Source organism: Pararhodobacter aggregans (genome assembly GCF_003075525.1).
GTDB lineage: Bacteria > Pseudomonadota > Alphaproteobacteria > Rhodobacterales > Rhodobacteraceae > Pararhodobacter > Pararhodobacter aggregans.
On record NZ_QDDR01000010.1, the window covers coordinates 71,946 to 86,851 of the forward strand.

Consider the following 14,906-nt stretch of genomic DNA (forward strand, 5'->3'; position numbering starts at 1 on the left):
GACCACGGCATATGCGTCGCAAAACCTTGGAACACGGCAATACCACCGTTGTTTCCCGGCCCTGTAAGCGCATACACTGCCCTGATCGGAAAGGCGCACTGACCACCGGCACCGCCCGACCTTGCGCCGGGCCGCCGATCCAAGGAATATGCCCGCATGACGCGCAAGTCGCCCCTCCAGCCCCCCTCCCTGACCGAGGCCCGCAGCCCGGCCCGCCGTATCACCATGGAGACCGTGGGCCGCATGGCGGGCGTCAGCCAGGTGACGGTCTCGCGCGCGCTGTCGGACCCCTCCAAGGTCTCGCCCGAGACGCTGAGCCGCATCCAGGAGGCCATCGCCGCCACCGGCTTCGTGCCGAATGCGCTGGCGGGCGCGCTGGCGTCGAAGAAATCCATGCTGATTTCGGCGCTAGTCCCCTCGATCACCAACATCGTCTATTCCGGCATGCTCGCCACCTTCAGCGCCGAATTGCGGGCGCGGGGCTATCAGATCCTGCTGTCCGAAACCGGCTTCGACCGCGAGGACGAGGCGGCGACGGTCGAGGCGCATCTCTCGCGCCGCCCCGATGCCATGCTGCTGACCGGCGTCCACCATGCCGACCGCACGCGCCGCATGCTGCTGGGTGCGGGCGTCCCGGTGGTCGAGGTCTGGGACATCACCGACACGCCGATCGACCTCTGCGTCGGCTTCTCGCACCCCGAGGCCGGGCGGGCGATGGCCGATTACGCCCGCGCCCGGGGCTACCGGCGGGCGGCCTTCATCACCGCGGGCGACGAACGGGCGCTGCGGCGGGGCGCGGCCTTTGCCGGGCGCTTTGCCCAGGCGGGGGGCGAAGGGCCGGTGCCGATCCGGGGCGACGCCCCCGCCAGCCTCGCCGGTGGCCGGGCCCTGACCGCGGCGCTGCTGGACGAGGGCTTCGCCGCGAGCGACGGCGCGCTCATCGCCGCCAGCTCGGACGTGCTGGCCCAGGGCGCGCTGATCGAACTGGCGGCGCGCGGGCTTGCGGTGCCGGGCCGGGTGGCAGTGATGGGCTTCGGCGATCAGGAGATGGCGGCCGCGCTCTCGCCGACGCTGACCACGGTGCGGGTCAACCGGGACGCGCTGGGCCGGGCCGCGGCGCAGGCGCTGCTGACGCGGATCGGTGGCACGGCGCCCGAGCGGCAGGTGATCGACGTGGGCTTCGCGCTGGTCGAACGGCAGTCCGCCTGAGGCGCGACCCCGGTAGGATGGGCAATATTGCCCATCCTACGCCAGCAGCGACTCGCGCAGGACGCGACGCCCCTGCCCCGCACACGCCCGCCCCGGACCGCCAGTAATATTCTGATTTCAGGATATATTCCCGGAAACCATCGACCCCTCCGCCAAAATGATTGACGTCTATCAATTCCATCCCTAGCCTGAGCGGAGGGAGGATTCCATGAAAGCACCGACGCTGGCGGATGTCGCGCGGCGGGCTGGCGTGAGCTATGCCACCGCCGACCGCGTGGTGAACGCGCGGGGCGGCGTGGCCGATGCCCGCGCCGACCGCGTGCGCCAGGCGATTGCCGATCTGGGCTATGTCCGCAATGTCGCGGCCGCGAACCTGTCGCAGGGGCGCGTCTACCGCTTCGTCTTCGTCATCCCCACCGGCACCAACGCCTTCTTCCTGCATCTGCGCATGATCCTCGGCGCCGTCGCGCCCCGGCTGCGGCTGGAAAGGACCGAACTCAGGATCGAGGATGTGGCGGCCTTCGACGCGCCCTCGCTCGTCGCGGTGCTGCGCGCCCTCGCCCTGTCGCCGCCCGACGGCATCGCCCTGGTCGGCATCGACAGTCCCGAGGTGGCCGCCGCCGTCGCCGATCTGACCGCCGCCGGGGTCGCGGTGGTGACGCTGGTCTCGGACATGCCCGATTCCGCGCGCCACGCCTATGTCGGCATCGACAATTGCTCGGCCGGGCGCACCGCCGCGCGGCTGATGGGGCTGGCCCATGCGCGGGGCCCCGGCCGCGTGCTGCCGGTCCTCGGCTCGCTCTCCGCCCGCGACCACCGCGAGCGTCTGGCGGGCTTCCGCGCCATCCTGGCGCAGGATTTCCCGCAGATCGCGCTGCTGCCCGAATTCGAGGGCCGCGACCGCGCCGAGCTGGTGGAACAGGCGGTCGAGCGCCTCTTCGACCGGGGCGAGGCGATCTCGGGCATCTACAGCCTCGGCGCGGGGAACAGCGGTCTTGCCCGGGCGCTGGCCCGGTTCGAGGGCACCGACCGCCGCCCCGTGGTCATCGTCCATGAACTCACCCCCCGCACGCGCGAGGCGCTGGGTTCGGGCAATTTCGACGTGGTGATCGACCAGCGCCCCGGGGCCGAGATCGCGCTTGCCCTCGCCACGATGCGGCAGATCTCGGACCGGCTGCCCGCAGCGCCGATCCGGCCGATCATCCCGGCCATCATCTTTCAGGACAACATGCCCGAACCCGAGGACAGCGCCCTGCCGGAGGCGGCCGGGCTCGACCACACCACCGCGCCCCCCGGGCGCCAAGGAGGATTGACATGAAGACCATCAAGGGACCGGCGCTGTTTCTGGCGCAATTCGCGGGCGATACCGCGCCCTTCGACACCTGGGACAACATCACAAAATGGGCGGGCAGCATCGGCTACAAGGGGGTGCAGGTGCCGTCCTGGGTCTCGGGCTTCATCGACCTGCGGAAGGCCGCCAGCAGCAAGGATTACTGCGACGAGCTGAAAGGCGTGGCCGAGGCGAACGGCGTCCAGATCACCGAGCTGTCGACTCATCTTCAGGGCCAGCTGGTCGCGGTCCATCCGGCCTATGACATCGGCTTCGACGGTTTCGCCGACCCCTCCGTGCGCGGCAATGCGCAGGCGCGGCAGGAATGGGCGGTGGAGCAGGTCTCGCTGGCGCTGTCGGCGTCGAAGAACCTCGGCCTCACCGCCATGGCGTCCTTCTCGGGCGCGCTGGCCTGGCCCTATCTCTACCCCTGGCCGCAGCGCCCGGCCGGTCTGGTCGAGATGGCCTTCGACGAACTGGCCCGCCGCTGGCGTCCGATCCTTGACCATGCCGAGGATTGCGGGGTCGACATCTGCTACGAGATCCACCCCGGCGAGGATCTGCACGACGGCGTCACCTACGAGATGTTCCTCGAACGCGTCGGCAATCACGCGCGGGCGAACATGCTTTACGATCCGTCGCATTATGTCCTGCAATGCCTTGATTATCTGGACAATATCGACATCTACAAGGACCGGATCCGCATGTTCCACGTCAAGGATGCCGAGTTCAACCCGACCGGGCGGCAAGGCGTCTACGGCGGTTATCAGCCCTGGGTCAACCGCGCCGGGCGCTTCCGCTCGCTCGGCGACGGGCAGGTCGATTTCGGCGCGGTGTTCTCCAAGATGGCGGCCAATGATTTCGACGGCTGGGCAGTCGTGGAATGGGAATGCTGCCTGAAACACCCCGAGGACGGGGCGCGCGAGGGCGTGGAATTCGTGAAGAACCACATCATCCGCGTGACCGAGAAAGCCTTCGACGATTTCGCCGATGGCGGCACGGATGACGCTGCCAACCGCCGCATGCTGGGTCTGTGAGGGGGCGATCATGACCATCGAAGGACGCAAGGAAACCCTCTCGGGCCGGATCCCGCTGGGCATGGTGGGCGGCGGGGCCGATGCCTTCATCGGCGGGGTGCACCGCATCGCGGCCCGCATCGACGACCGCTTCTCGCTGGTGGCGGGGGCCCTGTCCTCGACACCCGAGAAAGCGCGCGCCTCGGGCGCCGCGCTGGGGCTCGACCCCGCCCGCACCTACGGCAGCTTCGCCGAAATGGCCGCGGCCGAGGCCGCCCGCCCCGACGGCATCCGCGCCGTGTCGATCGTGACGCCGAACCACATGCATTACCCCGCCGCCAAGGCGTTCCTTGAGCGCGGCATCCATGTCATCTGCGACAAGCCGCTGACCGCGACGATGGAGGATGCGGCGGCGCTGGAGGCCGCGGTCAGGGCCTCGGGCGCGCTCTTCATCCTGACGCATAATTACACCGGCTACCCGATGGTCCGGCAGGCCCGCGCCATGATCGCCGCCGGCCAGATCGGCAAGATCCGCGTGGTGCAGGTCGAATATCCGCAAGGCTGGATGACCGAGAGTGTCGAGGCCGACGGCACCAACAAGCAGGCCGTCTGGCGCACCGATCCGGCCCGCTCGGGCGCGGGCGGGGCCACGGGCGACATCGGCACGCATGCCTATAACCTCGCCTGTTTCGTGACCGGGCTTGCCGCGCAGGAACTGGCCGCCGATCTGCAATCCTTCGGCCCCGGGCGCCAGCTCGACGACAACGGCCATGTCATGCTGCGCTTTGCCGAAGGGGCGCGCGGGATGCTCTGGTGCTCGCAGGTGGCGCCCGGGCACGAGAACGGTCTCCGGCTGCGGGTCTATGGCGAGAAAGGCGGGCTTGAGTGGTCGCAGGAAGAGCCCAACGTCCTGTGGTTCACCCCCCAAGGCCAGCCCAAGCAGCAGATCCAGCGCGGCGGGGCGGGCATCTGGCCCGAGGCGGCCGCCGTCAGCCGCATCCCGTCCGGGCACCCGGAAGGGTATCTGGAGGCCTTCGCCACCCTCTACGCCAGCGCCGCCGACGCCATCCGCGCCGTCGAGGGCGGCAACGCGCGTGAGGATGCAATGGGCCTGCTGCCCGGGATCGCCGACGGCATGGCGGGGATGAATTTCGTCCGCGCCTGCGTCGAGTCATCGCGCGGGAATGCCGCCTGGGTGAGGCTCTGATGGCGGACCCGATCCTCTCGCTCCGGGGGATACGCCGCAGCTTCGGCCCGGTCGAGGTGCTGCACGGCATCGACCTGGACCTGGCCCCGGGCAAGGTGCACGCGCTTCTGGGCGAGAATGGCGCGGGAAAATCCACGGCGATGAAGATCCTGGCGGGCTATCAGCCCGCCAGCGCCGGGCGCATCCTGCTGGACGGGGCGGAGACGCAGTTCCACTCGCCCCATGACGGGGAAAGCGCCGGGATCATCATGATCCACCAGGAATTCGCCCTGGCCGAGCAATTGACGGTCGAGCAGAACATCTTCCTCGGCCGGGAACTCAGGAAGGGCCTCCTGCTGGACAAGGCCCGGATGCGGCAGCTCAGCCGCGAGTATCTGGCCCGGGTCAACAGCCAGGTCGATCCCGACACCCTCGTCTCGCGGCTGTCCAATTCCGAAAAGCAGATGGTCGAGATCGCCAAGGCCCTGTCGCGCAACGCCCGCGTGCTCATCATGGACGAGCCGACCGCTGTCCTGACCTCGCGCGAGGTCGAGATCCTGTTCGCCCAGGTCGATGCCCTGCGCGCCGCCGGCACCGCCATCCTCTTCACCTCGCACAAGCTGGATGAAGTCGCGCGGCTCGCCGACCGGGTGACGATCATGCGCGACGGCGCGGTCGTCCATTCGGGCCCCGCCGACCAGATCACCGAGGACGGCATGGCCACCGCCATGGTCGGGCGCGAGATGTCGGACCTCTACCCCGCGAAACCCGGCATTCCGCCGGGCGCCCCCGTCGTGCTGAAGGTCCGCGACCTGAGCGTGGCGCGCTATGCGCAGGGCATCGGCTTCGACCTGCATCAGGGCGAGATCCTGGGTCTCGCCGGCCTCGTTGGCGCGGGACGGACCGAGGCGATGGAAGGCCTCTGCGGCATCCGGCCCAAGACCGGCGGCATTGTCGAGATCAAGGGCACCCCCGTCACCATCCGCAAACCCGCCGACGCGCTGGCCCATCGGCTGTGCTACCTGACCGAGGACCGCAAGCTGCGCGGGCTTCTGCTGGACATGCCGATGCGGCCCAACCTGACGCTTCAGGCCCTGGCCGATTTCGCGGGCCTCCTGATCGACCGCAAGGCCGAGGACAAGGCGCTGGATCAGGCGATCCAGGACTTTGACATCCGGGGCAGCCGGACCGTCAGGGTCGGCAACCTCTCGGGCGGGAACCAGCAGAAACTGTTGCTCGCCAAGATCATGCTGTCCGAGCCGCAGATCCTGGTGGTGGATGAGCCGACCCGCGGCATCGACATCGGCACCAAACAGCAGATCTACGCCTTCCTGCGCCGCCTTGCCGCCGAAGGCCACGCGATCATCGTCATCTCGTCCGAGATGCAGGAACTCATCGGCCTCGCCGACCGCATCCTGGTGATGCGGGCCGGGCGGCAGATGGGGATCCTGTCGGGCGCGGCGCTTTCCGAAGATTCCATCGTCCGCCTCGCGCTTGGCGTGAGCGACGCCAAGTCGGCCGCCGAGACGGCCCCAGAGGTCCCAGCATGAGCGACACCACCGCCCCGCCGCGCCGCGGCTTCACCCTGCCGCCGATGACCGTGATCGGCCCGGTCCTGGCGCTGGTCCTGCTGATCGTGCTGGGGGCCTCGCTGAACTCGAACTTCCTCAGCGCCGCCAATGTGACCAACGTGCTGGCGCGCTCGGCCTTCATCGGCATCATCGCCGTCGGCATGACCTTCGTCATCACCGCAGGCGGGCTCGACCTGTCGGTGGGCTCGATGGCGGCCTTCGTCGCCGGGCTGATGATCCTGGTGATGAACGCGGCCCTGCCGACGCTGGGGATCGGCCTGCCGCTTGTCCTGCTGGGCATGGGCGTGGCACTGCTGGCCGGTCTTTGCGCCGGGCTTCTGAACGGGCTTCTCATCACCAAACTGGGGATCGAGGCCTTCATCGTCACGCTGGGCTCGATGGGCATCTACCGCAGCCTCGTCACCTGGCTGGCCGATGGCGGCACGCTGTCCCTGAACTTCGAGCTCCGCCGCTTCATCCGGCCGATCTATTTTGACGGGCTCTTCGGCGTCACCTGGCCGATCATCGTCTTTGCCCTGGTGGTCATCATCGGCGAGATCGTCATGAGCCGCACCTCCTTTGGCCGCCACGCCGCCGCGGTCGGCAGCAACGAGCATGTCTCGCATTACTCCGGCATCAGCGTGGCCCGGGTGCGGCTTGTCACCTATGTCATGCTGGGCCTTCTGGTCGGCATCGCCACCATCCTCTACGTGCCCCGCCTCGGCTCGGCCTCGTCCTCGACCGGCGTGCTGTGGGAGCTGGAGGCGATCGCCGCCGTCATCATCGGCGGCACGGTGCTGAAAGGCGGTTTCGGCCGCGTCTGGGGCACGGTGATCGGCGTGCTGATCCTCAGCCTCATCGACAACATCCTGAATCTGACCTCGCTGGTCTCGCCCTATCTCAACGGCGCGATCCAGGGGGTCATCATCGTTCTCGCTGTGATCTTGCAGCGCGGAAGAAAGGCGTCGAGCTGACGCCCCCTAGGGAGGAGAGAAAGAAATGACCTTCATGAAAATGACCCTCAGCGCCACGGCGCTGGCCCTGATGACGGGTTCGGCCATGGCACAGACGCAGGTGATCGGCGTGTCGATCCCGGCGGCGACCCATGGCTGGGCGGGGGGGATGAACTTCTTCGCGCAGGACGCCATCAACCGGCTGGAAGAGGTCTATCCCGACCTCGATTTCGTCCTCGCCACGGCGTCCGACCCGGCGCGGCAGGTCAATGACATCGAGGATATGGTCGCCACCCGCAACATCAGCGCGCTGGTCGTCCTGCCCTTCGAATCCGAGCCCCTGACCGCCCCGGTGCAGGCCGTGTCCGATGCCGGGATCTGGGTCACGGTGGTTGACCGCGGCCTCTCGGTCGAGGGGATCGAGGATCTCTATGTCGCGGGCGACAACCCCGGTTTCGGCCGCGTCTCGGGCGAATACATGGTCTCGGCCATGCCCGAGGGCGGCGATATCGTGGTCTTCCGCGGCATCGCCTCGACCATCGACAACGAGCGGGTCGACAATTTCATGGCCGCCATCGAGGGCTCGAACATCAACGTTCTGGCCGCCGAACACGGCAACTGGAACCGCGACACCAGCTTCGAGGTGATGCAGGACTTCCTGTCGCGCTTCCCCAACATCGACGCGGTCTGGGCCTCGGACGATGACATGGCGCTGGGCGTTCTGGCCGCCATCGAGGCCGCGGGCCGCACGGACATCCGCTTCGTTCTGGGCGGCGCCGGCATGAAAGAGATGATCGCCCGCACCCGTGACGGCGACCCGATGATCCCGGCGAACGTCACCTACCCGCCGGCGATGATCGCCACCGCCATCGAGCTGACCGCGGTCGGCCTGACCTCGAACGCGCCGGTCGCGGGCGAGTTCATCATCGGCTCGGTGCTGGTCACCCCCGACAACGCGGCCGATTTCTACTTCCCCGACAGCCCGTTCTGATCCGGGCGTCGCGAAGAGACCGGCCCGGCAGCGCAGGCTGCCGGGCCTTTTGCTGCCCGGCCCTCCGCCGACCCATTCCGCATCCCGGGCCTTGTCGCTTTCGCGCCGCCATCGGTCGGGTGCCTTTCATCGCGCCCCCGCATAACCTGCGAAACCAAGGCCAAATAGTCAGCGGAGCCCTGCGCCATGAAAACCCATGTGAGAGCCCTTGTCGTCGGCGGCGGTGCGGTCGGCACCGGCATTGCCTATCACCTCGCCAAGGCCGGCTGGGACACGATGCTGGTCGAACGCGACGAGCTGACCTCGGGCTCGACCTGGCACGCGGCCGGTCTGCTGCCCCTCTTCAACATGAGCTACGCCACCACCCATATCCACAAGTATTCGGTGGATTTCTACAAGTCGCTCGAGGCCGAGACCGGGCTCAACGCCGGCTTCTCGGTCTGCGGCAACCTGCGCATGGCGCAGACCTCTGACCGCATGGACGAATACATGCTCTATTCGTCCGTGGCCGAAACCGCCGGGGTCTACCACGAATTCCTGACGCCCCAGCAGATCAAGGACCGCTGGCCGCTGGTGCGCACCGACGACCTGAAAGGCGCGCTTTTTCACCCGCAGGACGGCTACATCAACCCCGCCGACGTGACGCAGGCCATGGCCAAGGGCGCCCGCCAGCACGGCGCGCATATCGAGCGCAAGGTGCAGGTGGACAGCTATTTCTGGACCGGCGACGAATGGATCGTCTCCTGCACAAGGATGGTCGACAAGGGCGGGATGCTGATCCCGTCCGACGAGAAATTCGAGATCCGCGCCGAGCATGTGGTGACCGCCACCGGCAACCACGCCCAGCGCACCGCCCGCCTGCTGGGCATCAAGATCCCGGCGATTCCGGTCGAACACCAGTACATCGTCACCGAACCCGACCCCGCGCTGCAAAAGTGGCGCGCGGCCGGCAACCCCGAACACCCGGTCCTGCGCGACGCCGACGCCAAATGGTATGTGCGCGAGGAACGCGGCGGCTGGATCCTCGGCCCCTATGAGCGGAACGCCCCCGCCCGCTTCCTCTATGACGTGCCGGAAAGCTTCCGCGCCGACCTCTTCCAGCTCGATCTGGAGCGGATCGAGGAAGAATACATGTCCATGATCCACCGCCTTCCGACCTCGGAAACCGCCGGTCTGAAGGACGATTTCAACGGGCCCATCTGCTACACGCCGGACGGCAACCCGCTGGTCGGCCCCGCGCCCGGCCTCAGGAACATGTGGCTGGCCGAGGGCTTCTCGTTCGGCATCACCGCCGCGGGTGGCACCGGCCATTACCTCGCCCAGCTGATGACCGAGGGCGAGGCCGAGATCGACATGGCCAGCCTCGATCCCAAGCGCTATGGCGCCTGGATGACCACCGAATACGCCGCCCGCAAGAACGAGGAATGCTACGAGCACGTCTTCATCCTGCACCACCCGGACGAGGAACGCGAAGCCTGCCGTCCCTTGCGTACCGCCCCCGCCTATGACCGCCAGATCGCCCTTGGCGCGCAGATGGGCCAGGTCAACGGCTGGGAACGCCCGAACTATTACGGCCCCGTCGATGCCCCCGCGGATTTCGACCACAATTCCCGCAGCTTCCGCCGCGGCGCCTGGTGGCAATACGCCGAGGCCGAGGCCCGCGCCGTGCGCGAGACCTGCGGCATCATCGACGCCTCGGCCTTCACCAAGCACCGCGTCTGGGGCCCGGGCGCGACCGCCTTCCTCGACCATTTCACTTGCAACAAGCTGCCCAAGGTCGGCCGAATCAACCTGACCTACGCCCTGACCGACCACGGCACGACGCGCACCGAATACACCATCGTCCGCTTGGCCGAGCACGACTACTACCTGATCTCGGCCGGCGCCTGGACCGCCTATGACGCCGATTTCCTGCATAAGGCCATCGAGGATTTCCACGCCGCCGGCGGCGCGCATGTCGAGGCGATGGACATCACCACCCAATGGGGCGTCTACGCGCTGGCCGGTCCCAACGCCCGCGCCATCCTCAACGAGATCGTCAAGGACGCGACCCCGGAAACCGCCCTGTCGAACAAGCGCTTCCCCTGGCTTTCCTACCGCGACATCGAACTCGGCATGTGCCCGGTCCGCGCGATCCGCGTGGCCTATACGGGCGAACTCGGCTGGGAACTGCATTATCCGATCGAATTCGGCCGCTACCTCTGGGATCTGCTGATGAAGGCGGGGGCCAAGCACGGGTTGAAGCCGGTCGGCGCCCGCGCCCAGAACTGGCTGCGGCAGGAGAAGAGCTACCGCGCCTTCGGCACCGAACTCGGCCGCGACGCGACGCCCGCCGAGGCAGGGCTGGACCGCTTCATCGACCTGACCAAGGATTTCCGCGGCAAGCAGGCGATGATCGACACCGGCATCCGCGCCAAATGCGTGACGCTCTTGATCGACGGCCCGGCTGATACCGACCCCTGGGGCAAGGAAGCGCTGCTGCTCGACGGCCGCAAAGTCGGCCGCCTGACATCGGGCGGCTACTCGGTCGCCTTCGGCAAGCAGATCGGCATGGGCTATGTCGAACCCGCCCTGGCCGAGCCCGGCACGAAGCTGAAGGTCAAGATCCAGTTGCAGGAATGGGACGCGGTGGTGACCGAGGACTCGCCCTACGACCCCTCGAACGCCGTGATCCGCAAGGACGGCTGACCGGCGCCCGTCCCCCACGGACACCCGTAGGGTGCGTGCTCGCACGCACCATCCCGGAACAAAGAAAGGGCCGCCCGCGCGGCCCTTTCTTGCCCTCGACGCGCGGCGCCAAAGCGGCTGGCTGCTGGGGCGGCTTGAAGTGCCTACGAGCCGTCGCTTCGCAAACCCAGGTCCGCCCGGTCATAAACGTGCCGCCCGTCCGGGGACGGCAACGTCGTCTTCAGCGCCCATATCCGGCGCACATCGGCCATTCCCAGATCAGGATTGTCGGCCAGAAAATCCCGCGTGTATTGATTGAACTGGTTGTGGCTCTTGATGTCGGTCTTGAAGCCCGGCGTGTTGGCCAGAGCCTGGATGCTGCGGTAGGCGTCGCAGGCATCGTCCAGGGTGCGGCCGACATTGCTGGTCATCCATTCCATGAAAGCAATGTTGAACCGGAAATCGGGCCCGATCCGCGCCTGAAAGAACCGGCGAACGTTCTGCGAATTCTTGTAATTGTCCGTGATCGTCGTCTCGGGGCTCAGCGGCTCGCGATGCCAGTCGAACCTCGACCTTGGCTTGGCCCCCTCGGCCACGGGCAACGTCCGTTCTCCCGTATCGAGGAAATGGGCGATGCGGTCGAGGATCGCGAATTTGCCGCCGCTCGCCGTCAGGCCAAGCGAGCGGGCATGGGCGGTCAGCTCATCCTTGCGCCAATACCACCGCCTGATTTCCGCCCCGGAGGTGAGGGTTCCGATGTCGGGTCGTGTTTCCATGGGATACTCTCTGGACAGGCGCCCGCCGCCATGGCGAGGCTAACCACGCCGCCTGGGCAAGTAAACCGCCGCGCGTTCGCTTCGGCACTCCCCCTTGGCCACCCGCCCCAATCCCGCATACACCGAAGGCGTCAGCGGTTGCCCGAGGTTCCCGTGTCCCCCTATGTCATCGCCCTGCCGATCCTTGCCATCGTCGCCGCGCTTCTCGGCGCCTTGCTCAACTCCCCCAGCAGAATCGGCGCGGCCGGCGAGCGGCTTGTCGCGCGGTGGTTGGCGAAGAACCTCCCGCCCGAGGAATACCGGATCGTCAACGATCTCATCCTGCCCCACCGCGACCGGACGACGCAGATCGACCATGTGGTCCTCTCCCGCTTCGGCATCGCGGTGATCGAGACCAAGACGATGTCGGGCTGGATCTTCGGCGACGGGACCGAGGGACGATGGACGCAGGTGATCTACGGCCGCAAGTACCGGATGCAGAATCCGCTCCATCAGAACGCCCTGCACGTCCGGGCGCTGTGCAGGCTGCTCGGGATTCCCGCGGCCAATGTGGACAGCTTCGTGGTGTTCATGGGCTCTGCCCGGCCCAAGACTGCGATGCCCCCGGCGGTCGCCTGGGGCGCGCGGGCGCTCGGCCAGCGGATCCGCGCCCGACGCGAGCCGGTCTTCACCGACGCGCAGCTGGCGGCGTTCGAGGCCCGGCTGCGCGCCCCGGATCTGGCCAGCACGCGCGCCACGCAGCGGGCGCATGTGCTGGGCGTCAAGGCGACGCTCAAGGACCGGGCCGAGGCGGTCCAGCGTTGCCCCGAGTGCGGCGCGCCGCTCGTCCAGCGTATGCCGCGCAGTGGGGGCACGGGTTTTCTGGGCTGTTCGACCTTCCCGAAATGCCGTGGAACACGCCCCTTGGCTCCCCCGCCGGTTCGTCCGACGGTTCGTCCGGCGGCCGGTGCCGACACGCCGCCAGCCGACGCCGACTCCCATGGGACAATCCTGCCAAATCCTTAGCGCGACCACCTAACCCTTTGGAATCGTAAAGCCGGGAAGCCTCTCCCACATTTGGGACACCCCGTAGGGTGGGGTTTCACCCCACCGCCGCGCGCCTCCGGCGCCCCCTCACGCCCCGTCCGACAGATCCAGTTTCAGCCGCAGGAACCCCGCGCGCGTCAGGCCCCGCGCCTCGGGGTGGAAACCCGCGATCTCGTCGAGATGGGCACCGGCCCCCGGACCCGTCTCGAAAATCACCGTGGTTCCCGGCATCGCCTTGAACCGGAACGAGCCCTGCCCGCCCCGCACCAGTGCCCCGTGCCGGGTCACGTATTGGCGCAGGATGTCGCGGGTCACGCGCTCGTCCGACAGCACCAGATTGCGGGCCTGCGCCCCGGCGAAGCGCCCGGCGCCGCCGGCCCGGTAGCTGTTGGTGCAGAGGATGTAGCGCCCCTCGGGATCCAGCGGGCGGCCCTCCAGCATCACCGAGACCACGCGATGCGCCCGGGGATCCGCGAGCCCTCCGGCATGGTCGTAGCGGGACGGCTGCGACAGGTCGTAGACCACGTCCAGCGGGTCGATCACCTCGAAATTATAGCCCGGAACCTCGGGGTTCCTGAGCGGCGTCCCCTGCGAGCCCGGGCGCACCCGGTTGAAGGCCGCGGCCGAGCGTTCCAGCCATTCCACCACCTCGGCCCCGGTCAGGCAGAGCGCGGCGATGGCGTTCGGAAAGGGATAGAGGTCGGCGATGTGGCGCAGGGCCACCGGCCCCTCGAGCACGTCGGTATAGCCCGCAGGCCCGCCCCTTCCGCCCGATTTGAAGGGCGCGACCGCGGAAAGGATCGGCAGCTCGGCCAGCTCGGGATCGGCCAGGCGCTGGCGGACGTAATCGCGCTGCGCCTCGGCCACCACCTGCAGCGAGCCGGTCACGCCCAGATGCGAGAAATAGGAATGCAGCGCCTCGCGGGACTGGCCGACCGGGCGGCGGATCGCGGCCAGCGTGTCGGCATGCAGCCCCGCCACGGCGTCGGCGATGCGGCGGTCGGATTTCAGCCCGTCGCTCGGCAGGGCCCGGACTTCGGAGCGGGTGCCCAGCACCTGCCATTCCCCGCCCTCGCGCATCAGCAGCATGTCGATCAGCCCGACATGCGCCCCCCAGCAGCCGCCCATCACCGCCGGTTTGCCGCCGATCGTGCCGGTGGCGATGTCGACATCGGGCATCGAGGAGAACATCGGCGAGGGGAAGATCAGATGGGTATGCCCGGTGAGCAGCGCGTCGATGCCCGGGGTCCGGGCGAGCGGCACGGCGGCATTCTCCATCCCCTCGGCATAGCGGGCGCTGCCGATGCCGGTATGGGCCAGCGCCACGATCAGCTCTGCCCCCGCCTCGCGCATTTCGGGGACCCAGGCGCGGGCCGATTGCACGATGTCGCGGGCCTGAAGGCGGCCGTCGAGCGCGTGATTGTCCCAGTCGATCACCTGCGGCGGGGCGAAGCCGATCACGCCGATGCGGATCGGATGGGCGAAGCCCATCTCGTCGGTGACCATCCGGTCGAGGATCACATAGGGTTTGACCAGCGTCCGGTCCGCGCGCGGCCCGGCGCCGAGCCGCGTGCTCAGATTGGCCGAGACGACCGGGAAGGCGGCGCCCTCCAGCGTGGTCATCAGGAAGTCGAGCCCGTAGTTGAATTCATGGTTGCCCAGCGTGATCGCGTCATAATCGAGCGCGTTCATCGCCGCCATCACCGGATGCAGGTCGCCACGCCGCAGGCCCCGCTCATGGGCGACGTAATCGCCCATCGGCGTGCCCTGCAGGAAATCCCCGTTGTCGAACAGGAGCGTGTTGGGCGCCTCGGCCCGGGCCACGTCGATCAGCCGCGCCGCCGAGGCCAGACCGATCCCGGCCGAGGGCCGGTCGGCGTAGTAATCGTAAGGCAGCAGATGCAGATGCAGATCCGTCGTTTCGATCAGGCGCAGATGCACGCCGCGCTGGCCGGTGGTCAGACCGCTGAAGGAAAGGGAGTTGAGCAACGCATTGCCTCGAACGATCACGGTTTTCGGTCCCGGTGCAGCCTTTGGTCGGAGGATACGCAGGCGCATCGGTCACGCCTTTGGTCTTGGGGATACTCGATGGCACAAGTTAGGCGAAACGCTGGCTCGCACAGGGCAAGTATTCACAGCTTAGAGTTGCAATTCAACCGGGAAACGCGGACCCCTGTCGCG

General features: G+C 67.9%; 11 protein-coding genes. 9 read left to right on the top strand and 2 right to left on the bottom strand.

The window, feature by feature from the left end; genetic code table 11:
- The first annotated feature begins 156 nt into the window (after positions 1-156).
- The 8 genes from DDE23_RS17915 to DDE23_RS17950 all read left to right on the top strand — a co-directional run bounded on the left by DDE23_RS17915 (position 157) and on the right by DDE23_RS17950 (position 10,944).
- Entirely contained in the window at positions 157-1,209 is a 1,053-nt protein-coding gene (locus DDE23_RS17915; protein ID WP_238150043.1) for a LacI family DNA-binding transcriptional regulator, read from the top strand.
- Between the two features lie 208 nt (positions 1,210-1,417).
- The gene (locus tag DDE23_RS17920; RefSeq protein ID WP_107751898.1) at positions 1,418-2,527 is read left to right on the top strand and encodes a LacI family DNA-binding transcriptional regulator; all 1,110 of its coding nucleotides are present in this window, start codon (positions 1,418-1,420) and stop codon (positions 2,525-2,527) included.
- Positions 2,524-3,576 carry a sugar phosphate isomerase/epimerase family protein gene (locus tag DDE23_RS17925; RefSeq protein ID WP_107751899.1) on the top strand — a complete coding sequence of 351 codons (1,053 nt, stop codon included), beginning with the start codon at positions 2,524-2,526 and terminating at the stop codon, positions 3,574-3,576. The genes DDE23_RS17920 and DDE23_RS17925 overlap by 4 nt, the downstream gene beginning before the upstream one ends.
- Before the next feature lie 10 nt (positions 3,577-3,586).
- Positions 3,587-4,762 (top strand): Gfo/Idh/MocA family protein, encoded by a 1,176-nt coding sequence (locus tag DDE23_RS17930; protein WP_202863282.1) that lies wholly within the window; start codon positions 3,587-3,589, stop codon positions 4,760-4,762.
- Positions 4,762-6,291, top strand: coding sequence for a sugar ABC transporter ATP-binding protein (locus tag DDE23_RS17935; protein WP_107751901.1), 1,530 nt, complete (start codon positions 4,762-4,764; stop codon positions 6,289-6,291). Before DDE23_RS17930 ends, DDE23_RS17935 begins: the two co-directional genes overlap by 1 nt.
- On the top strand, positions 6,288-7,286 hold the full coding sequence (locus DDE23_RS17940) for an ABC transporter permease (protein ID WP_107751902.1): 999 nt from the start codon (positions 6,288-6,290) through the stop codon (positions 7,284-7,286). The genes DDE23_RS17935 and DDE23_RS17940 overlap by 4 nt, the downstream gene beginning before the upstream one ends.
- 34 nt (positions 7,287-7,320) lie before the next feature.
- On the top strand, positions 7,321-8,256 hold the full coding sequence (locus tag DDE23_RS17945; RefSeq protein ID WP_107751993.1) for an ABC transporter substrate-binding protein: 936 nt from the start codon (positions 7,321-7,323) through the stop codon (positions 8,254-8,256).
- Positions 8,257-8,442: 186 nt separating this feature from the next.
- Positions 8,443-10,944: a GcvT family protein gene (locus tag DDE23_RS17950; protein WP_107751903.1), complete on the top strand. Its 2,502-nt coding sequence runs from the start codon at positions 8,443-8,445 to the stop codon at positions 10,942-10,944.
- 143 nt (positions 10,945-11,087) lie between these two features.
- Here DDE23_RS17950 and DDE23_RS25340 read toward each other — a convergent pair whose 3' ends face one another.
- Positions 11,088-11,699, bottom strand: coding sequence for a DUF6434 domain-containing protein (locus DDE23_RS25340; RefSeq protein WP_170121837.1), 612 nt, complete (start codon positions 11,697-11,699; stop codon positions 11,088-11,090).
- 153 nt (positions 11,700-11,852) lie between these two features.
- Here DDE23_RS25340 and DDE23_RS25345 point away from each other — a divergent pair, with 153 nt between their 5' ends.
- Positions 11,853-12,704, top strand: coding sequence for an NERD domain-containing protein (locus tag DDE23_RS25345; protein WP_170121838.1), 852 nt, complete (start codon positions 11,853-11,855; stop codon positions 12,702-12,704).
- A gap of 108 nt (positions 12,705-12,812) precedes the next feature.
- Here the strand turns inward: DDE23_RS25345 and DDE23_RS17960 are convergent, their stop codons facing one another.
- Positions 12,813-14,714 (bottom strand): bifunctional 2',3'-cyclic-nucleotide 2'-phosphodiesterase/3'-nucleotidase, encoded by a 1,902-nt coding sequence (locus DDE23_RS17960; protein WP_157958074.1) that lies wholly within the window; start codon positions 14,712-14,714, stop codon positions 12,813-12,815.
- Positions 14,715-14,906 lie beyond the last annotated feature (192 nt).